At 59.3% G+C, this 24,884-nt stretch carries 19 protein-coding genes; 15 read left to right on the top strand and 4 right to left on the bottom strand.

Annotation, left to right across the window (positions count from 1 at the left end):
• The first annotated feature begins 13 nt into the window (after window positions 1-13).
• From CIC07_RS16175 to CIC07_RS16140, 8 genes are all read left to right on the top strand, one after another.
• A complete protein-coding gene (locus CIC07_RS16175; protein ID WP_076354652.1) occupies window positions 14-2,989 on the top strand; it encodes a ComEC/Rec2 family competence protein in 2,976 nt (991 codons plus the stop codon).
• 180 nt (window positions 2,990-3,169) lie between these two features.
• Entirely contained in the window at window positions 3,170-4,342 is a 1,173-nt protein-coding gene (locus CIC07_RS16170; protein ID WP_076354654.1) for a GntR family transcriptional regulator, read from the top strand.
• Window positions 4,343-4,615: 273 nt separating this feature from the next.
• Window positions 4,616-5,908: a glycoside hydrolase family 125 protein gene (locus CIC07_RS16165; protein ID WP_076354656.1), complete on the top strand. Its 1,293-nt coding sequence runs from the start codon at window positions 4,616-4,618 to the stop codon at window positions 5,906-5,908.
• A 74-nt stretch (window positions 5,909-5,982) separates the two neighbouring features.
• Window positions 5,983-7,296: an ABC transporter substrate-binding protein gene (locus CIC07_RS16160; protein ID WP_076354658.1), complete on the top strand. Its 1,314-nt coding sequence runs from the start codon at window positions 5,983-5,985 to the stop codon at window positions 7,294-7,296.
• Window positions 7,297-7,405: 109 nt separating this feature from the next.
• Window positions 7,406-8,293 carry a carbohydrate ABC transporter permease gene (locus tag CIC07_RS16155; protein WP_076354660.1) on the top strand — a complete coding sequence of 296 codons (888 nt, stop codon included), beginning with the start codon at window positions 7,406-7,408 and terminating at the stop codon, window positions 8,291-8,293.
• 48 nt (window positions 8,294-8,341) lie between these two features.
• The gene (locus tag CIC07_RS16150; protein ID WP_076356860.1) at window positions 8,342-9,229 is read left to right on the top strand and encodes a carbohydrate ABC transporter permease; all 888 of its coding nucleotides are present in this window, start codon (window positions 8,342-8,344) and stop codon (window positions 9,227-9,229) included.
• Window positions 9,230-9,293: 64 nt separating this feature from the next.
• Entirely contained in the window at window positions 9,294-10,811 is a 1,518-nt protein-coding gene (locus tag CIC07_RS16145; protein WP_076354662.1) for a glycoside hydrolase family 76 protein, read from the top strand.
• A gap of 126 nt (window positions 10,812-10,937) precedes the next feature.
• Window positions 10,938-12,008 (top strand): glycoside hydrolase family 76 protein, encoded by a 1,071-nt coding sequence (locus CIC07_RS16140; protein ID WP_076354664.1) that lies wholly within the window; start codon window positions 10,938-10,940, stop codon window positions 12,006-12,008.
• 445 nt (window positions 12,009-12,453) lie between these two features.
• Here the strand turns inward: CIC07_RS16140 and CIC07_RS16135 are convergent, their stop codons facing one another.
• Window positions 12,454-12,810 (bottom strand): hypothetical protein, encoded by a 357-nt coding sequence (locus CIC07_RS16135; RefSeq protein ID WP_139334406.1) that lies wholly within the window; start codon window positions 12,808-12,810, stop codon window positions 12,454-12,456.
• A 472-nt stretch (window positions 12,811-13,282) separates the two neighbouring features.
• Window positions 13,283-13,654, bottom strand: coding sequence for a hypothetical protein (locus CIC07_RS16130; protein ID WP_076354668.1), 372 nt, complete (start codon window positions 13,652-13,654; stop codon window positions 13,283-13,285).
• Window positions 13,655-13,913: 259 nt separating this feature from the next.
• Between CIC07_RS16130 and CIC07_RS16125 the strand changes: the two genes are divergently transcribed.
• From CIC07_RS16125 to CIC07_RS16110, 4 genes are all read left to right on the top strand, one after another.
• The gene (locus CIC07_RS16125) at window positions 13,914-16,127 is read left to right on the top strand and encodes an alginate lyase family protein (protein ID WP_094248056.1); all 2,214 of its coding nucleotides are present in this window, start codon (window positions 13,914-13,916) and stop codon (window positions 16,125-16,127) included.
• Window positions 16,128-16,298: 171 nt separating this feature from the next.
• Window positions 16,299-16,892, top strand: coding sequence for an RNA polymerase sigma factor (locus tag CIC07_RS16120; protein ID WP_083687907.1), 594 nt, complete (start codon window positions 16,299-16,301; stop codon window positions 16,890-16,892).
• Window positions 16,889-17,446 carry a zf-HC2 domain-containing protein gene (locus tag CIC07_RS16115; RefSeq protein ID WP_076354674.1) on the top strand — a complete coding sequence of 186 codons (558 nt, stop codon included), beginning with the start codon at window positions 16,889-16,891 and terminating at the stop codon, window positions 17,444-17,446. Before CIC07_RS16120 ends, CIC07_RS16115 begins: the two co-directional genes overlap by 4 nt.
• A 121-nt stretch (window positions 17,447-17,567) precedes the next feature.
• Window positions 17,568-18,749, top strand: a complete 1,182-nt coding sequence (locus CIC07_RS16110) for a hypothetical protein (RefSeq protein ID WP_076354676.1) — start codon at window positions 17,568-17,570, stop codon at window positions 18,747-18,749.
• A gap of 453 nt (window positions 18,750-19,202) precedes the next feature.
• On the opposite strand, the gene CIC07_RS16105 is transcribed toward CIC07_RS16110, so the two are convergent.
• Window positions 19,203-20,057: an ABC transporter permease subunit gene (locus CIC07_RS16105; RefSeq protein WP_076354678.1), complete on the bottom strand. Its 855-nt coding sequence runs from the start codon at window positions 20,055-20,057 to the stop codon at window positions 19,203-19,205.
• Complete coding sequence (locus tag CIC07_RS16100) at window positions 20,054-20,917, bottom strand: ABC transporter ATP-binding protein (protein WP_076354680.1); 864 nt, start codon at window positions 20,915-20,917, stop codon at window positions 20,054-20,056. The genes CIC07_RS16105 and CIC07_RS16100 overlap by 4 nt, the downstream gene beginning before the upstream one ends.
• 247 nt (window positions 20,918-21,164) lie before the next feature.
• On the opposite strand from CIC07_RS16100, the gene CIC07_RS16095 reads away from it, so the two are divergent.
• The 3 genes from CIC07_RS16095 to CIC07_RS16085 all read left to right on the top strand — a co-directional run bounded on the left by CIC07_RS16095 (window position 21,165) and on the right by CIC07_RS16085 (window position 24,856).
• Window positions 21,165-22,523 carry an extracellular solute-binding protein gene (locus CIC07_RS16095; RefSeq protein WP_076354682.1) on the top strand — a complete coding sequence of 453 codons (1,359 nt, stop codon included), beginning with the start codon at window positions 21,165-21,167 and terminating at the stop codon, window positions 22,521-22,523.
• A 201-nt stretch (window positions 22,524-22,724) separates the two neighbouring features.
• Window positions 22,725-24,014: a carbohydrate ABC transporter permease gene (locus CIC07_RS16090; RefSeq protein ID WP_076354684.1), complete on the top strand. Its 1,290-nt coding sequence runs from the start codon at window positions 22,725-22,727 to the stop codon at window positions 24,012-24,014.
• On the top strand, window positions 24,014-24,856 hold the full coding sequence (locus CIC07_RS16085; protein WP_049867718.1) for a sugar ABC transporter permease: 843 nt from the start codon (window positions 24,014-24,016) through the stop codon (window positions 24,854-24,856). Before CIC07_RS16090 ends, CIC07_RS16085 begins: the two co-directional genes overlap by 1 nt.
• The last annotated feature ends 28 nt before the right edge of the window (window positions 24,857-24,884 follow it).

Raw genomic sequence — 24,884 nt, 5'->3', positions numbered from 1 at the left:
AAGGAGCGGGAGAATGAAAGCGAGAGGTTATATGGACGGAAGGCCGCTATTGTGGGCGGCCGTCTGTTTCGTCGCGGGCAGCTCCGCGGCGGCGTATTGGAGTCCCGGCGGAGCGCTGAGCGCCGGGCTGGGCCTGGGCCTGCTGCTGGCGGCGCTGGCGCTCGCCGGTCAGGCCCGTCCCGGGCTGGCCGCCGCTTGCCTGGCGGCCTATGCCCTCGCCGCAGGCGAGCGGCTGTGGGCGGATGCGCGGTCCGCGACCGCGCTGTCCGCCCTGTACGCCGCCGCCTCGGCGCAGCTGCCGCCGACGGACGTTCCGGCCGTGGCGGAGGGGGTCATTGCGTCGCCGGTCGAGATCGACGGCGACGTGGTGCAGCTGCGCATGACGGCGCAGTCCGTCCGCGCGGGGGACGCGCAGCAGGCGGAGCGGCTGCGCGAGCGGCTGCTCGTGCGCGTCAAGCTGCTGCGCGAGGCGGAGCTTGACGCCGCCCGCCAGTGGCGGCGCGGCGACCGCATCGCGGTCTCCGGCGCGCTGCAGCTGCCGGCGGGGCCGGCCAACCGCGGCGGCTTCGACTACCGGCGCTACCTGCGCAGCCAGGGCATCCACTGGCTGCTGCAGGTCCAGGGCGCGGGCGCGGCAGACGTCTCGCCCGGCAGCCCCTGGAGCGCAGCCGCGCTGCTCGGACGCGCGGACGCGGTCCGCTCGCAGCTCGGCTCCGCGCTGGAACGCTCGTACCCGGCCTCGCAGTCCGGATACATGAAAGCTCTCGTCCTCGGCGACTCGGACGACATCGATCCCGGCCTTTACGCCGGCTTCGCCCGTCTCGGCCTGACGCACATCATGGCCGTCAGCGGCATGCATGTCGCCGTCATGCTCGGCCTGCTGGGATTCCTGCTTCGCCTCTGCCGCCTGACCAAAGAACAAATCCTGCTTGCGCTCATGCTCGCCGTTCCGCCGTACGTCCTGCTGACAGGAGCCGCTCCATCCATCATCCGTGCCGGCGTCATGGCGCTGATCGGGCTGGCTGCAGCGCGTGCAGGCAAGCTGAAGGACGGCCTTCATCTGCTCGCTGCCTCCGCCGTGCTGATGCTGCTCTGGGATCCCCGCCTGATCGAAAGCGTGAGCTTCCAGCTCAGCTTCATCGTCACCGCAGGCCTGATCCTCGGAGTGCCGGCTGTGAACCGGCTGCTTCCACACATCCGCAAAGGCCGGTTCCTGCTCGACTCGCTTGTCGTGACAGTCGTCGCCCAAGCGGCATCCTTTCCCGTGTCGATCTATTATTTCAACCAGTTCCATCTGCTTTCGCTGCCGGCCAACCTGCTGCTCGTGCCGTTCATCAGCCTCCTCATCATGCCGGCCGGCGCGGCTGTCATGCTGCTTGAGCCTATATGGCCGGGGGCGTCGCATGTCATCGCAGCCCTATCCTCTCGAGGGAACGACTGGTCATTCCGGGTCGTGGACGGCATGAGCTCCTGGAGAGGAGGGGCGACAATCTGGGCCAAGCCGTCCCTTTGGTGGATCTTTGCCTGGTATGGCGCGCTTGCCTGCTTGCTCGCTGCTTCGGCTGCCTGGAGACGCGTCCGGAAGGAAAAGCGGCAGCCAAGTCCAGAGGAGACTTCCGGCGACGAGACAGGGCCGCTCCCTGATGCCGGTCATCTTGAACCTCATTGGCCTGAAGGTGGAAATGCGGATCGATGGTTGACGGCATCCGATTGTCAAAATAATCGGCATGGCGGCCCGCCGGGCGGCAGCAGGCGAGATTACGATCTTAAATCCCTATCTTCGGGCGGAAAAATAACTCCGGCCGCTTTTGTCGATCGTCTCTTTCGAACATTCACCAACGAGGCGCCTCGATTTCTGCGCAGTCCGGGATTCTGCTTCTTTGCCTGCTTTGCGGCTGTCGTTCTTCTTCTGTTCCATGCCTATCACCCGGATTGGCCTCGCCGCAGCGCGCAAGTGGATTTCCTGAATGTCGGCCAGGGAGACTCGACCTTGATCCGGACGCCATCGGGCAAAGTCATTCTCATCGATGGAGGAGGAACGATGGATTTCGGCAAGGAGCCTTGGCGAATCCGCCGCGATCCGTATGAGATCGGACGCAAAACGCTGGTACCGCTGCTTATGCAACGTGGCGTTCATCATATCGATCTCCTCGTCGCCACGCATCTGGATCAGGATCATATCGGAGGTTTGGCTGCCGTTCTGGATTCCATCCCCGTTCGCCGATTGTTGTGGAATGGAACGCTGAAGGAAGCGGGCAAGGCGGAGCCGATCCTGCAGGCTGCCGTCGACTTGGACATTCCGGTCTACTCCGCCGGATCCGGCCAGAGCCGGCAGGCGGATGCCTCGACCCGTCTGGACGTTCTATGGCCGCTTGCCGCCAGCAGCCAAGCATCCACTGCCAAGGGAGAACGGGAACTGGCGATTGAGGAGGAACAAAACGAGGAAAGCATCGTGCTCATGGTTTCCATATATGGCAGGCGCTTTTTGCTCCCTGGCGATCTCGGCTCTGCAAGCGAGCAGGAGCTCATTCGGGAGAGCATACCCGAGTTCGGCCAGCCTTCAAGAGGAGCAACTGAGCAAGGCCTGCCGTCCACAGCAGCAAGCGGGCCCCGGCAAGCTTCAGCGGAAGCCAAGCCTGGACAAGCTTCAACGAAAGCCGGGTTCGACCACCTTTCAGGGGAAGCCAGGAGCGGTCAGCCATTAACGTTAACGACTACCGAGAAGGATAGGCCAACCTCGTCCGTGGATGTGCTGAAGGCCGGACATCACGGAAGCAAGAACTCTACCTCTCCGCTCTGGCTCGCCTATTGGAAGCCGACGATCGCCGTTCTGTCTGCCGGACTTAACAATCGGTACGGACATCCAAGCGCCGATACGATGGAGAGGCTCCACGAGGCGCGCATCCTAGCGGTTCGGACGGATCTTGACGGCGAGATCCAGTTTGAAATCCGGAAGGAGTCTTTGCGTATGCGGCTTCTCCGTCCATGAGCCTTGCCCTGTGTTCCCATGAGCAGGCGGCTTCTCCGTATTTAGCTTTGCTCCTATGTTCCATGAGCCTCGTGTCATCCAACAGCCTTGGCAAATGGCATATACCATGATATATTAGTATAAATTGCTGCTGAAGCAGGTTGTCATTTTTGACCGCAAGGAAAGGTGTAGAGGCCTGAAATGTCGAGCGAACATTCCAAACCGATGTACGAGAAAATAGTCGAGGCGCTGCGCGGCCAGATCGTGGAAGGGAAGTACAAGGCGGGCGACCGGGTCCCTTCCGAAAAAGAGCTCGGCGAAGAATACAAGGTCAGCCGCATCACGAGCAAAAAAGCTCTCGAGCTTCTGGCCGGAGAAGGTTACATCGTCCGCCAGCCGGGCAGAGGCTCGTTCGTATCCGAGGAGCCGCCCCTCCGGGCGGCGGGAAGGCAGCCTCAGCATCCGCTTCTCTCGCATAACGGCAAGAAGACGGGCAAGCTGCTGATCGGCCTTGTCATTACCGATTTTGCCGACAGCTACGGAACCGGCTTGATCTACGGCATGGAAGAGGCCTCGCGCGAGCAGGACTGCTATCTGGTGCTCCGGCGCACCTTCGGCATCCCCTCCATCGAAGAGGAAGCGATCAAGGGGCTGCTCGAGCTCGGAGTGGACGGATTGATCATCTTCCCGGCGCAGGGCGAATATTTCAATGCGGAGATATTGAAGCTCGTCATCAACCAGTTTCCGTTCGTGCTTGTAGACCGCCATCTGAAAGGAATATCCGCAGGCTCCATCTCAACGGACAATGCGGGAGCGGCCCGCGAGGGAACGAACTATCTGTTCGAGCTCGGGCACAAGTCCATCGCGTTCCTGACTCCGCCGCCGACCGACACAACCGCGATCGAGGAGCGCATCGAGGGATTCATCCAAGCGCATGCGGAGAAGGGCATCATGGTCGACCGGGACATATGGCTGGAGGACATCGCCTCGACGCTTCCGCAGGCCAACACGGAAGAGAACCGGCTGGAGGATATCCGCCGGATCGTCGGCCATCTGCGCAAGCATCCGCACATCACCGCCGTATTCGCGACGGAGTACAACATCGGCCAGCTGGCGATGGACGCCGCCCGGGAAATGGGCCGGTCCGTTCCCGGCGATCTGTCCGTCCTCTGCTTCGATTGTCCGGAGACGAACGGACGCTTCCCGCTCACCCATCTGAGACAGAATCAGACGGAGATGGGGAGGCTCGCCTTCGAGAACGTGCTCAAGCTGATCGACGGGCAAGCCGTGCCGAACAAGATCATGCTGGAGGCGGCTCTCATTCGGAGCGGCTCTACCGGACCTGTTCCGCGGAACGCTCAGACCTACTTGTGAAAGCCTCGACCAGAGGCTTTTTTTGATTTGATCAAAGGTCAGCCGGAATATCCGGTTGGCCTTGTTTTTATGGCCATTCTTACGGATGGAGGCAGGCGGGATGAAGGAGAGACTGTTCCGGCTTGGCTTTATTCATGATTTTGGATAGTACAACTATTGATATAAATGATCTAAAAATACATATTGACATACTAACTTATAGAAACCTATAATGACAATATCAAATGAAAGCGGTTCACTTCAGAATCGAAGCGGACAGGAGAGGGCGGACAGATGGGGATATTTGCAGGGAGCAGTTCTTCAATTGAAAGGCTGCAGCAAGAAATAAAGGAGATTTTGCCTGATTTTCCTGGAATGACGGCGATATTCGACCATTGCTTCGGCAACACGCTGAACACGACCATTCAACGAATGCCCGATGGCACCACATTTGTTATAACAGGTGATATACCAGCTATGTGGCTTCGCGATTCCGCCGCCCAGGTCCGCCCTTTTCTGGCATTGGCGGCAGAGGTCGAGGAATTGGCGGACATGATCGAAGGGTTGGTCCGCAGGCAGCTGGAATGCATTTTGCTTGATCCGTATGCCAACGCTTTCAATGAAGCTCCGAATGCTGCCGGCCATCAGGATGACGAGACGGAGATGAGTCCTTGGCTGTGGGAAAGGAAATACGAGATCGATTCCCTCTGTTATCCGCTGCAGCTCGGCTACCTGCTGTGGAGGAACACGGGCCGCACCTCGCACTTCAATGAAACCTTCCGGCAGGCGGCTTCCGCGGTGCTGAGACTGTGGCGGACCGAGCAGCATCATGAAACCGAATCGCCTTACCGGTTTCAGCGGTTCCATGGCCCCGACAGCGATACGTTGAGCAGGGACGGCAAGGGCAGTCCGACCGCCTATACCGGGATGACCTGGAGCGGCTTCCGGCCGAGCGACGATGCCTGCGCATATGGCTACCTGATTCCTTCCAACATGTTCGCCGTCGTGGTTCTCCGCCGCCTCGCGGAAATAGCGGCAGAAGTCATGGAAGACGAGGAGCTAGCGGAGGAAGCCAAGACGCTGGCGGAGGAGATCGACCGGGGAATCCGAGCCTATGGCATCTGCGAGCATCCCGAATACGGGCCTGTCTATGTCTACGAGACCGACGGTCTCGGAGGCTGCAATCTGATGGACGACGCGAATGTGCCGAGCCTGCTGTCCATTCCTTATCTGGGCTATGCGGACAAGGATGATCCCATCTACCGGAATACGAGGCGCATGATTCTGAGCGAGGCCAATCCGTACTTCTACAAGGGCGCCGTGGCGGAAGGCATCGGAAGTCCGCATACACCCGCGGGCTACATCTGGCCGATCGCGCTGGCGATGCAAGGACTGACCGCCGATTCCCGGGAGGAGAAGCTGCGGCTGCTCCAGCTGCTGGAGGCGACAACCGCCGGCACAGGACTGATGCATGAGGGCTTCCACGCCGACGATCCGTCCCGCTTCACCCGGCCATGGTTCTCATGGGCCAATATGATGTTCAGCGAGCTGCTGCTGGATTACGCCGGCATCGAGATCAAGACTTGAGACGCGGTTTCAAGCCGAGGGAACTTGCCTTCGGAACTTATAGAAGAGGTCCACAACAAAAGGGAGGCTTCAACATGAAAAAATGGATATCCGTTCTTGCCATGTCCGCCGTTCTTCTCGGTACGGCCGCAGGCTGCGGCAATGGCGATTCGGGAGGGGACGCGGCAGCCGGCAATTCAGCCGGCCAGAGCGATTCGAAGGGGAGCGGCAAGCCGGTCGAGCTGACGTTCTGGGGCGATTGGGGCGGCGAAGGCCAGAAGCAGTTCGAGACGATGGTCGACGCCTTCAATAAATCCCAGGATAAAATCAAGGTCAAATATGTGCTTCAACAGGATATGATCACCAAATTCCTGACGGCCTCCACCTCCGGCGGGGCTCCGGATATCCTGTTCTGGGACAGATGGCGCACGTCGCTGTACGCTCCGAAAAACGTGCTGGCGCCGGTGGACGACTTCCTGGCCAAGGACGGCATCAACAAGGATGACTTCTACGGCGAGGCGCTCAAGGAGCTGTCCTACGACGGCAAGCTGTACGGACTTCCGCTGACTGTCGATGCGCGCGCTCTCTTCTACAATAAAAAGATTTTGGAGGAAGCTGGCGTCAAGCCGCCGACAACCTGGGATGAACTGGAGCAGGCGGCGATCAAAACGACCAAGTGGAACGGCAGCAAGCTGGAAGTCGCGGGCTTCTCCCTGGGCGACAACGGATTGTTCAATATGTACCTGCAGCAGGCCGGCGGCCAGATGCTGACGGAGGACGGCAAGAAGACGGACTTCAACAACGACAAGGGAAGGTCGGTTCTGGAGTTCTGGGACCGCCTGCTGAACAAGGACAAGGTGTACAAGGTCGGCTTCGAGCAGGGCCTTGGAGAAGGCACGGACGCCTTCGTCACCGGCAAGCTGGCGATGCAGTATACGGGGCCATGGATGCTCAGCACATACAAAAAATACGGCAAAGACCTCGATTTCGGCATCGTTCCGCCTCCGGTAGGGCCGAACGGCGACAAAGGCAGCGTCATGGGCGGCTTCGGCCTGGTCATTCCGCAGGGCTCCAAGCATCAGCAGGAAGCCTGGGAGTTCGTCAAGTGGTGGACGGCGAACAAGGACAACGCGCTGCTGTGGGCCAAAACGAGCCTGAACATCCCGGGCTACAAGCCGGCGCTCGAGGATCCGTTCTTCAAGGACGATCCGTTCTGGAAGCCGTTCCTGGAAACGCTGGACATCGCCAAGATCCGGCCGGCCCATCCGGGATACTCGGTCATGGAGAATGACGGCCTCATCCCGAATCTGCAGCTGTTCCAGCAGAACAAGCTGAGCGCGGACGATGCGCTGAAAAAATCGCAGCAGCGCGGGGACCAGCTGCTGGCGGACAACGAAGCCGCCAAGTAAGAACGATCAACGGCCGCAAGACCGTGGCGGGCGAGGGAGCCGTTAGCTTCCCGTCCCGCCGCGCGTCTGCTTGCCGCAAGCCCTCCTTGAGGGCGAAAGGAGGAGTGCCATGTCTTCCATCGGAAATCTCAACAAGCATCAGGCCCGGACAGCCTATTTGTTCATCACGCCGACGATGCTGCTGTTTTGCGCTTTCACCGTCATTCCGGTCGCAATGGCGCTTTATTTGAGCTTTACGAACTATGATGTCGTCAGCCGGATGGATTTCGTGAAGCTGGACAATTACAAGCGGCTGCTCAAGGACGACCTGTTCTGGACGACTTTCAAAAACGTCGCGTTCTACTCCGTCATTTTCGTTCCTTTGAACATCATCCTGTCGCTGCTTCTGGCGCTGCTGCTCAACTTCAAACGGCTCGGCGTCAAGCTGTTCAGGACGATGAACTACTTGCCGACGCTGACGTCGGCGGTCGCGGCCGCGACCGTATGGATCTGGCTGCTGCATCCGGAGTTCGGCCTGGTGAACAATCTGCTCGGGTATATAGGCGTCACGGGGCCGGCCTGGCTGTCGCAGACGGAAACCGCGATGCTGTCCATTATCATGGTGACGCTCTGGCAGGCGGTGGGGTCCAATATGGTCATCTACATCGCCGGCTTGCAGGGGGTTCCGGACTATCTGTACGAATCCGCCAAGCTCGACGGGGCGAACGCCGTCCAGCGGTTCCGCTTCATTACATGGCCGCAGCTGCGTCCGACGACGTTCCTGGTCAGCACGATGTCCATCATCGGAGCGCTCCAGCTGTTCGACCAGGCGTTCGTGCTGACGCAGGGCGGTCCCGGCAACGTGACGAAAACGCCGGTATACCTGATCTATCAGCAAGGCTTCAACCAGCTGCAGATGGGCTATGCCTCCGCGCAGGCGTTCGTGCTGGCGCTGGCGATCCTGATCTTCTCGTTCGTCAACATGCGCGTGACCAAATCCGAAGAGCCTGTCGTGTAAGGAGGATGCATCATGGCTGAACCATCCCTGCCGGCCGCAAGCGCCGGAATGCCGGCAACGACAGCCTTCGCGGCCCGGAAGGCTCTGTCGAGAATAACGTTCTACGCGGCCGCTATACTCATATCCGTCGGCATGTTCCTGCCCTTCTTCTGGAGCTTGATGACATCGTTCAAGCCGAGCGATGAGATTTTCTCCGTCCCGATCAAATGGATTCCGTCCAGCCTGACGCTGGAGCATTACCGGAGCGCGTTCACGACGGTTCCGTTCGGACTGTATTTCCTCAATTCCTTCATCCTAGCGGCGAGCGGCGTGCTGTGCAACCTGTTTTTCGGCTCGCTCAGCGGCTACGCCTTCGCCAAGCTGAACTTCAGGCTGAACAAGCCGCTGTTCAAGGTGCTGCTGGCCGCAATGGTCATTCCGGGCATCGTGACGATGATCCCGAGCTTCTACGTGCTGATGCATTTTCCGCTGATCGGCGGCAACGATATCGGCGGGGCGGGCGGCCACGGCTTTCTCAATTCATTCTGGGGCATCATCCTGCCGGGAGCTTCCGGCTCGTTCGCCGTGTTCTTCATGCGCCAGTTCTTCCTTACGTTGCCGTCGGACATGATGGAGATGGCCCGGATCGAGGGCTGCGGGGAGTTCCGGATTTTCTGGAACATCTACCTGCCTCTGACCAAGCCGGCTCTGGCGACGCTCGGCATCTTCACGTTCCAGGCGGGCTGGAACAGCTTCCTGTGGCCGATGATCATTCTGAACGATCCCCAGAAGGCGACGATCCAGATGGGGCTGCAGGCGTTCTCGTACAACCACCAGACCGACTTCGGTCCGATGATGGCGGGCGCGCTGATCGCGACGCTGCCGATTCTTATCCTGTTCCTCATGCTTCAGAAGTATTTCGTGCAAGGCATCGCGTTCAGCGGCACCAAGGGGTGACGAGCCGGCTGCTGCGAATCGAATGGCGGGCATAAAAACCATTTCCAAAGGAGCGTGCTTGTACATGATCTTGGGAAAACGCATCGTTATTCTGGCCGTTGCGGCGGCGCTCGCGCTGCCGGCCTTCGGCGGAGCGAAGCCGGCTGCCGCGTTCACGGCCGCCAATGCGGATACGGCCATGAACGGCTTGATCAGCACCTTTTACGATTCCTCCGCCAACTATTTCTACACGAACAGCGATCACGCCGTCCACTCGCATGCCAGCGGGCCGAACGGAGGCTTGTACACCGATTTCTGGTGGGAGGCGCAGCTGTGGGAAACGGTGATGGACGCCTACCAGCGGACGAACAGCTCCGTCTACCGGACGATGATCGACGATGTGTATGCCGGCTTCAACGCCAAGTACGCCGACATGATGGCCAATGACTTCAACGACGATCTGGGCTGGTGGGCGCTGGCCTGCATGCGGGCCTACGAGCTGACTGGAACGGCGGAATACCGGAATCGGGCCTCCTTCCTGTTCGATCAGATTTATGCCTTCAACGACAGCACGTACGGAGGCGGCATCTGGTGGAAGCGGGATGGAACCTCGCCCCAGAAAAACGTCGCGACCAACGCGCCGATGATCATGACCGCCATCAAGCTGAAAAACGCGACGGGCGACAGCGGTTATCTGACCAAAGCCCAGGGCCTGTATGCCTGGCTGAAATCCCGGCTCGTATCCGGCAGCAAAATCAACGACCATATCGAAGGCAGCGGCAGCGGCACGGCCGTCAACTGGGACTTCACGTACAACTACGGCACGTTCCTGGGAGCGGCGCTGGCTCTCTACCAAGCGACGGGCACGGCAAGCTACCTGACCGACGCCAACAGCGCCGCGAACTATGTCATCAACAATATGACGCTCTCCTATTCGCTGCCGTACGAAGGGGAGGACGACGGGGCCGGCTTCAAAATGGTGTTCGCGCGCAACCTGAACCAGCTGCGCATCGCCACGAACAATGCTTCCTACCTGAATTTCCTGCAGCAAAATGCGACACAGGCGTTCAACCACCGCCGCGCCTCGGACAACGTCATCGGCAGCGACTGGACGGCGCCGACCGGAACCGGCTACGTGCAAAGCCTGGCGGCAGCTGCCGGCGCCTCGATCCTGCAGCTCGTCCCGGCCGACAACTATACCGGCTACATCGCCGGCAACGGCGTCTATGAGGCCGAGAACGCCAGGCTGAGCGGAATCGGCACGGAGGCGGTCCAGTCCGGCTACTCGGGCCGCGGGTATTTGGCCGGATGGAACACGAACGGCACGAGCGTCACGTTCAACGTCAACCAGAACAGCGCCTCCACGAGGACTGTGACGATCCGCTACGCGGCGGGAGCAGGCAACGCTTCCCGCTATGTATCGGTCAACGGCTCCGTCGCGGCCGCGAATCTCAGCCTGCCGGGCACAGGCGGCTGGGGAACATGGAGCACGGTGACGCTGAACGTGAACCTGAACGCGGGGTTCAATACGATCGTCATCGGCTATGACAGCAGCAAGGGCAACAGCAATTATGTGAATCTGGATCAGATTTCCGGACTGTAGAGGGACAGAGGCAGGAGTAGAGAAGCGGGCGGGCATGGAGCTGTTTTTGTGCGGAGCCCTGGGAAGCTGTCGGCCATCCGCGCAAGGGTTCCCGATTCCGCCTGCAAGAGACAGGGAGTGAGCAGCATGACTTGGGCAGAACGAGCCGAGCAGTCGCAGCGGGCGCTGGAGAACTTGTACTGGAATCCTTCGATTCAACTGTACGACATCGAAATTCCTTGCCCCGACGGGGCGTGCAACACCATTTTCCACTACTGGTGGATGGCTCATGCCGTCGACGCTTTGGTAGACGGCTATCTCCGGACAGGAAATTCCGTCTATGCGGATCGGCTGGCGGAGCTTCATGACGGCATTGTCCGCCGCAATGGCGGCGAGTGGCCCAACGAGCTCTACGACGATATGGAATGGATGGCGATCGCCTGGCTAAGGGCGTTTGAGGCGACGGGCCATGCGGCATACAAGGAAACGGTCGATATTCTCTGGGCCGATATCCAGACCGGCTGGAACGGCCATATGGGCGGCGGCATCGCCTGGCAGAAGTCCCAGCTCGATTACAAAAACACGCCGGCCAACGCGCCGGCGGCCATTTTGGCGGCAAGGCTGCACCGGTTGTCGGGCCGTCCGGAGGATCTGGAATGGGCGCTCAAAATATACGGATGGCTGAAAGAGAGCCTGGTCGATCCGGCGACCGGCTTCGTATGGGACGGCATGAACCGCACCGGCGACGGGACGATCGACAAGGACTGGAAGTTCACGTATTGCCAGGGGGTCCATATCGGCGCAGGCGTGGAGCTGTACCGGATTACGGGCGATGGCAGCTATTTGCAGGACGCCCTGCGCACGGCTGAAGCGATGCGCAGGGAGCTGGTCGATCCGGCGAGCGGACTGCTTCCCGAGGAAGGGGATGGGGACGGCGGCTTGTTCAAGGGCATTCTCGTCCGGTATCTGGGAGAGCTCGTTGCCGAAGCTCCACAGGAGATGGCCGTCATTGACCTGCTGGAAGCTCAAGCCTCCTCGCTGTGGAGCCGAGGACGCGATCCGCAGCGCCAGGTGTTCAGCACCAGCTGGTCGGAGCCGCCGGAGGAAAGAGTGACGCTGAGCGCCCAGCTGAGCGGCATCATGCTGCTGGAGCAGCTGGCGGCGATGGAAAAGAAAGCTCTGGCGGCGATGCCGGGTTCCGGCAGGACGTATCCATGACCGTTCGTATAATCGTCATTGTGGAGGCTGTCCATCCTTCCTGCGGATGGTCCGGAGCCCCTGCAGGGCAATCTCATTAAGTTAAGGCGCATTGCCAAAAATCAAGAAGAAGAGCAGGTTATCGAAAAGATAGCCTGCTTTTTTTGCATGAAAACAGAAACAGAGCCTGACAAGCAGTTGGAAGTGTGTGGCAAAGCCCCTTGGAAAAACGAGGAGGTTTCGACAATGGATGCGTATGCGGATTTACTAAAAAAACGCTGACATCGCTCATAAGAGAAATGTCAGCCGCTCCGGCACTTTATGTCAAAATGAATGAGAGCCACGATGTTAATATATTTGAGCCCGCATGTTAATGGAGAGAGCCATCAAGTAAGTAAATGATGGCTCTCAATCATCCCATTCAACTATCGTTTGACGTTAGTTCAAAGAACAGTTCATCAACAAATTACCAATTCAGTCTTTCGGAAATATTTTTACTTATTTCTTCAGGATGTTTAACACCAATGATCAACTTTGATAGTTTGAACTTACCAACTTGAAAGCTATTCAAATCTAAATGAAGAGTTTCAAGCTCATTTTCAAAAAAGTGCAGTTGATAACCGCCATTTGATCTAAATAACCCACTTCTCATTCCTCCCAATGAAGCACCATATAGTTTAAAAGCATTTGGTATCGGTCTACCTGTTGTTATTTCCTTGATTGAAGAGTATGGAATTTGCAACGCTTTGTCTAATTTTAAAAAGGGTGGATTTCCTAGGTCGATATTTACGTAGGTTTCCATTAGTTGAATTTTACGTTCCATATTTTGAATCCCCCATTTCAAATAATCTATTTATTTTACAACCCATAATGACATATAATACCACAAAAATCTCTTATATTCATAAAAGTCTAAGCTCTGCCCTTTAGTTTAATGACTACTCTCTATAATGTTTTTCACAGCCTTAATCTAAAGGGGCTCTCACCGTTAACAACTTGGCTCTGTTTCATTAACACGGTGGCTCTCCATCATTAACTCGATGGTTCTTCGGCATTAACATTTGCGGCACGCTTTTTCCTTTCTTGCACCAAAAACCAAACGGCACAGGACTTTTTCCCATACCGTTTCCGATTCCTTTTTTATTCCCGGTCTTGTTTTTGAGCTTAACTTAATGACATTCCCCTGCTGGGGCTCCTTTTTTTGGTCCTATTTATTGCCCGCGGCGCGTTAGAAGCTATTCAGACGAACGAGGCTTCGCCCGGCCATCCAGCTCGACATGAATCAGGCCTGCCGCTTACTTCACCTTGTCCGGATGGCGGAAGCGCAGCGCGGACCACGCCTCGTCGATCGCCACGTTGCTGACGGGGCGCAGGCCGATGAGCTCCTGCACGAGCGCCGCCAGGCTGTCGCGGTTGATGTCGGGCTTGACCGACTTGCTTTTTTTCGGGTAGGAAATCCAGAATACCGCATCTTCCTCCAGCATTCCGGCCGCTTCCGCCGCGCGCTCCCGCACCTCTGCGGCGCTTTCGACGAACAGCTGCACGAAGGCGTACTTTCCTTCCGTCCCTCCCGTGTCCGCGACATTCAGGACGTAGCCTTCCGGCGCGAACAGAACGGCAGCGGGACCTTGCTTGTAGTGGAGCTTTTTCAACAGCTGCTCCTGCATCAATGACCACCCTCTCCGGAGTCGTCTGCCTGCATCTATTGTACGGATTCCGGCAGGCAGGAGACAAGTCTGGACGTATCACCGGCGAGGAGTCCAACCACGGCTGCACCCCCAAGCGCATGGCAGATGGAGCGGCGCTTGGCTGGATCACTGCGCGGCTCTCGCGAAAAAAGCTGCGCTGCCGTCCTCTCATCTTAAAGGAAATCCTCTTCGCAGGCTGAACTTATACTTTGACTATGTATCGCCGGGAGGAACATCCGTGGACAAGCATGAGAATGTTAGCAACGACGGGCAGCAGCGCCAAATATCCGAGAGCAGTAGCAAAGCGGAGGGTTCGCTTCGCCGCCTATTTTCGCTTCTCGATCTCGACCTTCCCGAGCTGGGCCGGGTTGCTCAAGAGGTCCTTCATGACAGGCTCGACAACGCCTGCCAAGCCTTGAAGGAGCATCTGCTGGAACGGCTGCCGCCTCTTTTTTGCTCCGACAAGGAGAGCGCCGCCGACATCGCCGCTTACGTCCGGAGGCATCAGCCGGAGGAGACGGCGCTGGTCATGGACACCTCCGAGGAGGTGCTGCGGCAGACGTTCCATTTCCGCTTTCCGACCGACATGGAGCGCAGCTCCGTTCCCGTGACCTTTGCCGGTGAGATCGATTGGAATCATGTTCCCGACAGGGACGAGGAATGGGCGTACATGCTCAACCGACATCGGTACTGGGGCGCGCTCGGCCAAGCCTATCTGCTCACGGGCGAAGAACGCTTCGCGGAAGGCTTCTGCCTGCAGCTGGACGACTGGCTCCGGCGCAATCCGGTGCCGGCCGAGGTGACGAGGGACACGATGAGCTGGCGGTCAATCGAAGCCGGCATGCGGATGAGCCACTGGCTCAAAGCTCTGGCATACACGCTGCGAAGCCCGGCGATGACGCCTTTGCTGACGGCGCGCATGCTGCTGTCTTTCCATGAGCATGCGGATTATTTGGAGAGAGCCTTCTCGCGCCTGAAGATTATCAGCAACTGGGGCGTGCTGGAGAACGGCGGTCTGTTCCAGATCGCTTCCGTCCTGCCGGAGTTCCGGCGGTCGGAGCATTGGGCGGAGACGGCCAGACAGAGGCTGGAGGAGACGGCCCGGGTCCAGATCATGAAGGATGGCGTTCACTGGGAGCAGTCGTTTTCCTACCATCTCGAGGTGATGAGCATGTATCATGAGGTGCTCATGCGGGCGGACCGGCAGGGGATGCGCCTGAATGCGGACTTTACAGCAACCGTGCGGGAAATGGCTTATGCATCCATGCATCTGGCCAAGCCGGATCACCGGCAGGTGCTGCTCGGAGACAGCGACAACAGCGATATCCGTTCCGCGCTGACAGCTGCGGCATGGCTGCATCGGGAGCCGTTACTCAAGTCCGGCGCCCATTCGGAGATGGATTACGACAATGCCTGGCTGTTCGGGATTTCCGCTATCCAGGAATACAGCCGGATGAGGGCGGAGCTTCCCGCCCGGCTTTCCCATGCTTTTCCCCATTCGGGCCATTACGTCATGCGCTCCGGTTGGAAGGAGGAGGATCTGTTCCTCTACTTCCGCTGCGGGCCGCTGGGAGGCGGTCATGGCCATGCGGATCTGCTGCATATCGACGTCCATGCCTATGGCAGGGAGCTGCTGACGGATTCGGGCCGCTACACCTACAGCGACGGGAAGCCGGAGCGGCGCGAGCTCAAGCAGGCTGAGGCCCATAACACGACCTTGGTGGACGGGCGTCCTTTCACGGAAATCATGGATACATGGACAACCGGCCGCGCCGCCTCTCCAACCGGCGTCAGCTGGATTTCCGAATCGGCCTACGACTATGCCGAAGGCAGCCATACCGGATACCGGCTTGAGAAGGAGCCTGTGTATCCGAAGCGGCGAATCCTGTTCATCAAGCCGTTCTTCTGGCTGCTGACCGATGCCTTCGACGGACGGGGAGAGCATGAGCACGAGCAGTATTTCCACTTTGCTCCCGGCGCGGCAAGGTTGTCCGAGGAAAGCGGCGTTTGCCTTGCGGACGGTCACGGCGGAGCCAGGCTGGCCATCCTTCCTGTCGAGCCCGGAGCCATGCGGTTCCGCTTGCAGGAAGGCAAGGTATCGAAGGTCTACAACGAGATCGAGCCGAGAGCGACTGCCGTCTACAGCCGGAAGGGGCCGGCTCCCTCGGCGATGATGCAGGTGCTGCTGCCTCTGCCTTCCTCCGGATCGGCGCTGCCGGTCGTGGAGAAAATGCCCGTCCGGCTTCTATCGGGCGAGCTGGCGGGCGACGACCGGGCGGCGGCGTGCAGGATTGAGATGACGGATTCGGGAGAAAGCCATATCATCCTGATCGCTCATGAACCGCCCGCGCAGGCGGGGGATTGTTACGTCGTGGACGGAATTCAGGTATTCGGAGAGGTCGTCTGGATCCATCGGCGGGGCGGCGAAGCCAAGGCAACCGTCGTGAAATAGCAGGGACGGACAGAGCGGCAACAGCAGGGATGGACAGAGCGGCAACAGCAGGGATGGGCAGAGCGGCAGATCGGCAAGCGGGGTGGCCCGCGCCATCGATCTCGCCGCTTTTTTTGCGTTGGAAAAACTTTATTCGCCAAAGCGCAGGGGAAACCATGATATCCTTCGTCTATTCATGGGAAGGGGGGAAACGACATCCAAAGCGATATCGAATGGCTGCAGTCCGTCCGCGACGGCGGCCCGGAACGGTTCGGCGAAATTATCGACGAGTACGGGGCTTATCTGTACCGGACCGTGTATGCCGTCCTGCGATCCCCCCAGGATACCGAGGACGTCCTGCAGGAGGCGCTGCTGGCGATCAGCCGGGCGCTTCCGGAGTGCAGGCTGGAAGGCTTCAAGACTTGGATCACCCGCATCGCCGTCAACCGAGCCATCGATTACAGGCGCAAGCGGCAGCGGCAGGAGGCGAGGTCAGGATCAGGCGAAGCGCTTGATGATTCGCCGGAAGTCATGATGAGGAGCGGGGAACGGAACGATTCCCCTCCGGATCAGCTGATTGCGATGGAGGAGCGCCGGCGGGTGCAGGACAAGCTCGAGGAGCTTCCTCCGGAATATAAAGGGATCGTCAGGGACTATTATTTCCGCCGCCGATCCTATCAGGAAATCTCGGAGGAAAGCGGCCTGAAGCCGAAAAGCGTCGAGTCCAAGCTGTACCGGGCGCGAAGCTGGATGAAGCGACATTGGAGAAGGGAGGATTTCGATTGAGCGAGGGCCGGCATCACAATCAGGAGGCATGGGCGGCTTACGCCCGGAATACGCTGCCCGACCGGCAGCGGGAGGAGATGGAGCTCCATCTCTCCTACTGCGACGGCTGCCTGGAGCTGCTGGTCCAGGCGCTCGACATTCCCGGGAGTCCGGCCGAGGACAAGTCGGGAGCCGCTCCCGGCACCGGATTCTCTGGCATCGACTCCATGGCCGTTCCCGTTCCGGCTGCCGCCATGGAGCGGATCCGCTGCCATGTGCTGGAGCTTATGGAAGGGGACCTTCCCGACGTCAAGCGCGCTTCAAAATCACGAACCGCCTGGCTGAGGCGTCCCGCTCTCCATTACGGGCTTGCCGCCTCGCTCACGCTGCTCTTGTATATGAGCGGGGCTTTCACGGACATGGACCGGTTTCTTGAGAGCCGGGAACCGCAGCAGGGAGCTTCCGCAGCGATCCCGAATCCGGCATCCGGGACGTCTTCCGAGAGCTGGTCGAACCGCATGCTGGATCGGACCGCGCATCTGCTTCAAGAGATCCAGGACCGCCGGTACCGGTGAGCGCAGGGGAAATGGAATGGACGCCAGTGAACCGCGGACTAGGGAACGACCTCGGAAACAACGGGAAGAACCGATTAAACGCTGAATAACGCTAGCAACCCTGAAAGGATGATTGCCCCACATGAGAACTCTTCCAAACCCTTTTGTCGCGCTGCTGCTAGGCTTCATTCCCGGCGCCGGCCATGCCTATCTGGGCAAATATTTGCGGATGTTCGTCTACGGCGCTTTTGTATGGGGGCCGGTCGCTATCATGCTGCTGCTCGCCGTCACGAACAATCTGGACGGGGATGCCGCTCCGCTCCTTCTGATTCCGATCGGAGTCTGGGGAGTCAGCATGATCGATATCCTCGTGACGGTGCTTGCCCGCCCGGCGCAGACGCATGCCTATGCTCCAGGCCCGATGGACGGGAACGGAATTCCTTCGGCCCTTGCGTATCCGCTCAGAACCGCCGAGGACCAGAGGGAGAAGGCTTTGACGATCGTGCTCTCCTTCATCCCGGGTCTGGGACATATGTCGCTTGGCCTCATGCAGCGCGGAACCGCCTTCATGATATCTTTCGCCGGCCTCGGCGCTTTCATCGTTTTCGTCGCCGTGGTCCTGCATACGCCGGTTTTCCTCGTTTTTCTTCTGCTGCTTCCGGTCGTATGGATCTACAGCATGTTCGACGCCATCCTGCATGTGAACCGCAAGCAGGCGGGAGAGCTTCTTCGGGACATCTCCTTGTTCGAGGAAGTGGAGAACCGCTTCTCCGGATCCCGCAAAAACAAAACGCTGGCGGCGCTGCTGTCGTTCCTTCCCGGCGCCGGCCATCTGTATCTCGGCTTGCAAAAGAGGGGGCTGCAGCTGCTGCTCGGATTCCTGCTGCTCATCTATCTCATGGACAGCATGCGGATTACGCTGTTCCTGTTCATGCTTCCGCTGCTCTGGTGCTTCTCGCTGTTCGACGCTCTGCAGCAGTACGGCCGCTATCAGCGGGGCGAGATGCAGGACGTGCCCGTCCTGACCGAGCTTGCCCGCTACCACCGCTGGCTTGGAGCCGGGCTGATGGCGCTCGGCGTCTATTATATGATGGACCGCTTCCTTGGCCAGGCCATCTACGACTATCTTCCGCGCTTCGCCTCGGCCTATGACTGGTTCTTCCGCAGCCTGCCGCTGGCGGTCACATCCTTCCTGCTGATCGCGGGGGGCTTGCGGCTGTTCCTCGGGAAGCCTGCGCCGCCTGCGCCGATGCCGCTTCATGAACGCCCGGCGACTTATGCGAGCTCCGGTGGACGGGAAAGCCTGGCTCCGGAGGAGAGGTGAGACGGGGACAAAAGGAAAGGGGATTGTCGTGACTTTCGGGAGACAATCGGCAGGCATCCGCAGTGGAGACTGGAAGCTAGTCTGCCTTAAGGCCTGAATCAAATATGGTTTCATCCTGCCGCGCCAGCTGCTGCCGGATGATTGAAGGGCCAAGCTGATCTAGCCGAGCTGTCCCGCTGGCTGAATGCCAGCTCCACTGCTGTTTCGCGGGAATCCCGCAACAAGGATTCGTGACGGGTTCCTGAATCCTTCGTCTTGAGCCGACAAGAAACAAGCCGCCCCTGGTCCGGAGCCAGGGGCGGCTTGTTTGGATTTCCATTTTTGTGTCATGCATTCAACGGGGACGGAATATCCGAGGCCGCCTTCCATCAGCGATGGCGCGGGGCTTGGCAAGAAGGCGACGGCCCCTTAACATGGCTGTGCCCTTGAGCCGCCGCCGGCCGCCTTTCAGCTTCACCCCAGCTTCTCCAGAAAACGATGCCGCAGGGCCAAATGCCGCGCCGAGCGGAAAAGGATCCATCCGATGAGGACCAGCAGAGACGTCAGCGCCAGCATCGCGATGTTGCCGAGCAGCAGCATGCCGGTCGCCTGGCCGGCGACGAGCGCCAGTACCGGCAGAACGATGACTCCGCCAAGCTGATACGCTTCCTGGAAGCCCTTGACCTTGGCCGATACCAGCATCGTCGCCAGGACGATGACCGCGGTCAGCGAGGGCACGACGAGCAGCAGCAGCGGCAGCCAGTTCCAGGTCGGGAAGATCAGGTGCGAGAAGAGCGGATAGGCCAGCGAATTGACGATTACCCCATAGACGACAAAGCTTCCCAGTGTCAAAGCTATCGACGGCAGGAAGGCGGCGAGACCTTTGCCGAGGAGGAGCTGGTTCATGGAGATCGGCGCATACAGCAGCCCTTCCAGCGTCTTCCGCTCCTTCTCCCCGGCAAAGCTGTTGGCGGTGATGATGCTTGAGGTCATGACCGGGATGAGCAGGAACATCGGAGCCATAAGGTAGGTGAGCATGAAGTAGAGCACCCGATGGCCGTCGCTGGGCAGCTGCGACAGCTCGGCCTGCAGAGAGGGCGGAGCGAGAGAGATTGCCGACTTCAGCAGGTAGGCGATGTCGCTGGAGCTTCCGAACCCGCCGCTGCCTCCCGGCAGCACCTTATAGCGGAACACGAGCAGCAGAATCGCAGGCAGCACGGCGCTGAATACGAGCGGCACGATGATCATAGGCAGCCATAGCTGCAGGCTGGCCTTGAGCGCGTTGATATCCTTGCGGGCGATGGACCAGCTGGGAGAGAAGCGGTTCATGGCAAGTTCTCCTTTCGGATCTGAAAGTAGATGGACTGCAGATCATCATTCAGGATGCGGGCTTCATAAAGCCGGGATTGCGCGGAAATGGACCGCAGCAAGCCCGGCAGCGCCTCATAGGATTCCGCCTCGATCTGGATGTTTCCGTTGCGTCCCTGCCAGTCGCGAACCCTGATTTCCAGCTGCAGGGTGGAGATGTAGCGTTTCCGCAGTTCCTGCAGCGTGCCCTCGGCCTTCTTGGCTCCCTGCTCCAAAAAGATGTAGCTGGAGCAGACGGTCTCCAGCTGGGAGAGCACGTGGGAGCAGATCAGCACGGTCACGCCCTCATGCTCATTGAGCCGCTTCAGATAGAGCAGCACATCCCGCGTGCCGTCGGGATCAAGGCCATTGGTCGGCTCGTCGAGCAGAAGCACAGACGGCTTGTGCAGCATGGCTCGGGCGAGGCCGAGCCGTTTTTTCATTCCGGTGCTGTAGGTGCCGGTCTTGCGGTCGAGAAATTCCTGAAGCGAGAGCACGCCGGACAGCTCCTGGATTCTGTCCAGGCCATGAATGCCATACAGGCTGGCATAGAACCGAAGATTCTCCCGTCCCGTCATATCGTCGTACAGTCCGGGCTGTTCGGTCAGCGTGCCGCAGCTCCGCCGCACCTCATCGCCATCCTTCTCCGGACTCAGACCATCCACGGCGATGGACCCTTCCTCCGGCAGCAGCAGTCCGTTCAGCAGCCGGATCAGCGTCGTCTTGCCGGCGCCGTTGGGACCGATCAATCCGGTGATCGACCCCGCTGCCAGATCCGCACTGAAGCCATCCAGGGCCGTCTTGTCCTGAAATCTCTTCGTTACCCCTTGCAGCTTGATCAACTTTCATCCTCCTCTTCACGGTTGCTGTTCTCAAGTGTGCCTATTTGTCGTTTGGCTTAGACAAATCGTTCAATGCCGAGGGATTTATTTTCTGCAAGCTGTCTTCGTCAGGCCAGTCTCCGGTTTTTTCACGAGGTCACAATCTTGATCTTTGAAGTCATTACTTTGGTAGTTGGACCTCCCCCCAAAGTCCTACAATGACATCAGCAAGCGAAACCAACCGACGAGATCCGGGGAGGATACAGAGATGAAGAAGCAAAAAACCGCCGCAGCGGCGCTGGCGATGGCCATCGCGCTGACGGGGCTGACGGCATGCGGCAGCAACAACAACGCGGAAAACAATGCGGGCGCCGCAAATACAGGCGCTGCAAATACAGGCGCAGCAACGGAGCCGGCTGCCAACACGGCGGCCAACACAGGCGCAGCCGACAAGGCCGGCGCAGATGCGGCCAATATGCCGGAGAAGCCGGCCGAGCTGACGATCTGGCCGGACGACAACGCCGACAGCGTGGCTACGATTACAGATATTACGAAGAAGTACACGGAGAAAACCGGCATCAAGGTCAACGTCAAGCCGGTCAAGATGAACGACCAGCAGCAGATTCTCTCGCTTGACGGTCCTGCCGGCAAAGGTCCGGACCTGTTCTACCAGCCGGGCATCGGCAACCTGGTGCTCAAAGGCCTCGTGCAGCCGGTCAAGGCCGAGCAGGCCGTGCTCGACTCCTTCACGCCGGAAGCGCTCAAGGCGCTCAGCCAGGACGGCCAGCTGTACGGCCTGCCGTTCGTAACGGAGACCTACGCGCTGTTCTACAACAAAAAGCTCGTGCCTGCGGCGCCGGCGACAATCGCAGACCTGGAGAAGCTGGCCCAGGAGCAGACGGACGCCAAGAAGCAGACCTACGGCTTCCTGTTCGAAGGCATCAACTTCTACTACGCCTGGGCATTCATGGGCGGCAACGACGGCTACATCTTCAAGGGGACCGACGCCGGCGGCTACGATGTAAACGACATCGGCCTCAACAAGGAGGGCGCTGTCAAAGGCGTCCAGCTGATCCAGGATTGGTTCAAGAAAGGCTACCTGCCCAAAGGCGTGAACGGCGATATCGTCGGCGGCCTGTTCGGCTCCGGCAAGGTCGGCGCGGTCATCAACGGACCTTGGGCGATCACGGATTACAAGAAGCAGCTTGGCGACGATCTGGCGGTGGCTCCGCTTCCGACGCTGGAAAACGGCAAGCACCCGACCTCCTTCATCGGCGTGAAGGGCTGGATGCTCTCCAAGTTCTCCAAATCCCCGGAATGGGCTTCCGATCTGGCGGCCTTCATCACCAACCAGGAAAACGCGCTTGAATATTACAAAAAGACCGGCCAAGTGCCTCCGGTCACTGCGGTTCTGAACGACACCGCGCTGACGAGCGACCCGCTCGTGAAGGGCTTCACGGAGCAGGTCCAATTCGGCCAGCCGTTCCCTACGGTTCCTGAGCTTGATTATGTCTGGGATCCGATGAAAAACGCGCTCCAGTTCGCTTCCGAAGGCAAGGATGTGCAGAAATCGCTGGATGACGCCGTGAAGCAGGTTCAGGACAAGATGGCGATGTCCGGCAAATAAGAAGGCTGCGCTATCGGATCCGGCTCCACACAGGAAATCATCGCCTGGCCGTCAAGGCAAGGCGGCGGCGGGACAGCAACACCACGATGCCCGCGGGCTGGCGCTCACCGGCGCGGCCCCCGGGCTTTTGCTTTTGGATCGACCCGGATATTCATGGACGGACCTCTATATAAAGAGCAAGGATCGGAAGGTGAAGGAACCATGCAAAAAGCATTGCAACCGAAGGCCGGTCCCCAGCCTTCTCCAGCTGCGGCAGCCGCGCTGTCCATCATTCCAGGCCTGGGCCAGCTGTACAATCGACGCTTCATCAAGGGCGTGCTGTTCCTCGTGCTGGCGCTGTCGCTCGCGGCATCGATCGGCGCATGGACGGCGCACGGCATCGAAGGGCTGATCACGCTGGGCGACGATCCGAATAAAGACGATTCCCGAACGCTGCTGACGGAGGGCATCCTCTCTCTGCTGCTAGCGGCCGTGCTTCTGTACAGCTATATCCTCAACATCAAGGATGCTTACCGGGATGCGGTCCGCCGTCAGGACGGCGAGCGGATTCCATCCGTGAGGCAGGCTTTCCATGACAGCTACGACAAAGGCTTCCCTTATTTCGTCGTCGTTCCCAGCTTCATCCTGCTGGCGATGGTCGTCGTTTTCCCGCTGCTGTTCATGGTCGCGCTCGCGTTCACGAACTACAGCCTGTACAACTCTCCGCCAGCGAAGCTGCTGGACTGGGTGGGCTGGATCAACTTCAAGGAGCTGTTCACCAACCCGATCTGGACGCAGAGCCTCGTCTCCGTCGTCACCTGGACGGTCGTCTGGACGCTGGTCGCGACCTCGCTCCAGATCGGCCTGGCGATGCTGCTCGCCGTGCTCGTCAATGACAATCGCGTGCGCTTCAAGAAGCTGATCCGCACGGTCTTCATCCTTCCCTGGGCAGTGCCTTCGTTCATGACCGCGCTCGTGTTCGCCGCGATGTTCAACGATACGTTCGGGGCGATCAACATGCAGATCATGAGCAGGTTCGGCTTGATGGTTCCATGGCTGACGGACCCGACCTGGGCCCGCGTCGCGATCATCCTGATCCAGATCTGGCTCGGCTTCCCGTATGTGTTCACGCTGTTCACGGGCGTGCTGCAGAGCATTTCCAAGGACTGGTACGAAGCCGCCGAGGTGGATGGAGGCAGCCGCTGGCAGAAGTTCCGCTTCATCACTTTGCCCCATATCCTGTTCGCCACGGCGCCGCTCCTCATCATGCAGTATTCGTTCAACTTCAACAACTTCAACATCATCTTCCTGTTCAACAAGGGAGGACCGGCGGTGCCGGGCCAAAGCGCGGGAGCGACCGACATTCTCATCTCCTGGGTGTACAACCTGACCTTCACCGACAACAACTACAAAATGGCCGCCGCCATCAGCATCATCATGGGCCTCATCGTCGCGGCGTTCGCGTTCTATCAGTTCCGGAAGACGCGGTCATTCCGTGAGGAGGGATATTGATGGGACGCACGCTGAGATCCAAGCTGGAAGTATCCGGCATCTACCTCGTTGTTCTGATCATGTTCGCCGTCATCCTGTATCCGCTGCTGTGGGCGGTCAGCATCTCGCTGAATCCCGGCACGAGCCTCTACAGCGCCAAGCTGATTCCCGACAATCTGTCGCTGGAGCATTACCGCTGGCTGTTCACGGATCCGCAGAGCGATTACGGCCTCTGGTACAAAAACACGATCATCGTCGCCGTCTGCAATGCCGTCGCCTCCGTGACGATGGTGTCGCTGCTGGCGTATGTGTTCTCGCGCTTCCGCTTCACGGGCCGCAAGTACGGCATCTACACCTTCCTGCTGCTGCAGATGTTCCCGGTGCTCATGGGCATGGTGGCGATCTACCTGCTGCTCAACTTGGTGAACCTGCTGGACACGTTCACCGGCCTGATCCTGATCTACGCCGTCGGCGGACTGCCGATGAACGTGTTCCTCGTCAAAGGGTACCTGGACACCATTCCGCGCGATCTCGACGAATCGGCCACGATGGACGGCGCGGGGCATCTGACCGTATTCTTCCGGATTCTGATGCCGCTGACGGCTCCGATCCTGGCGGTCGTCGGGCTGTTCACCTTCATGGCGCCGTTCATGGACTTCCTGACGCCGCGCATCATCCTGCGCTCGCCCGAGAAGTACACGCTGGCGCTCGGGCTGTACAACTTCATCAACGACAAGTTCTCCAACAACTTCACGATCTTCGCGGCGGGCACCATCCTGATCGCCGTGCCGATCGCGACCGTATTCCTGCTGCTGCAGCGCTTCCTCATCTCCGGCCTCGCGGACGGAGCGACGAAGGGCTGAGCTCTCCGAACAAGCAACAAAAAGGAAA

The sequence above is a fragment of the Paenibacillus sp. RUD330 genome, from assembly GCF_002243345.2.
Lineage (GTDB): Bacteria > Bacillota > Bacilli > Paenibacillales > Paenibacillaceae > Paenibacillus_O.
The sequence above is the reverse complement of the archived record's forward strand: the minus strand, read 5'-3'. Positions and strand labels throughout refer to the sequence as shown.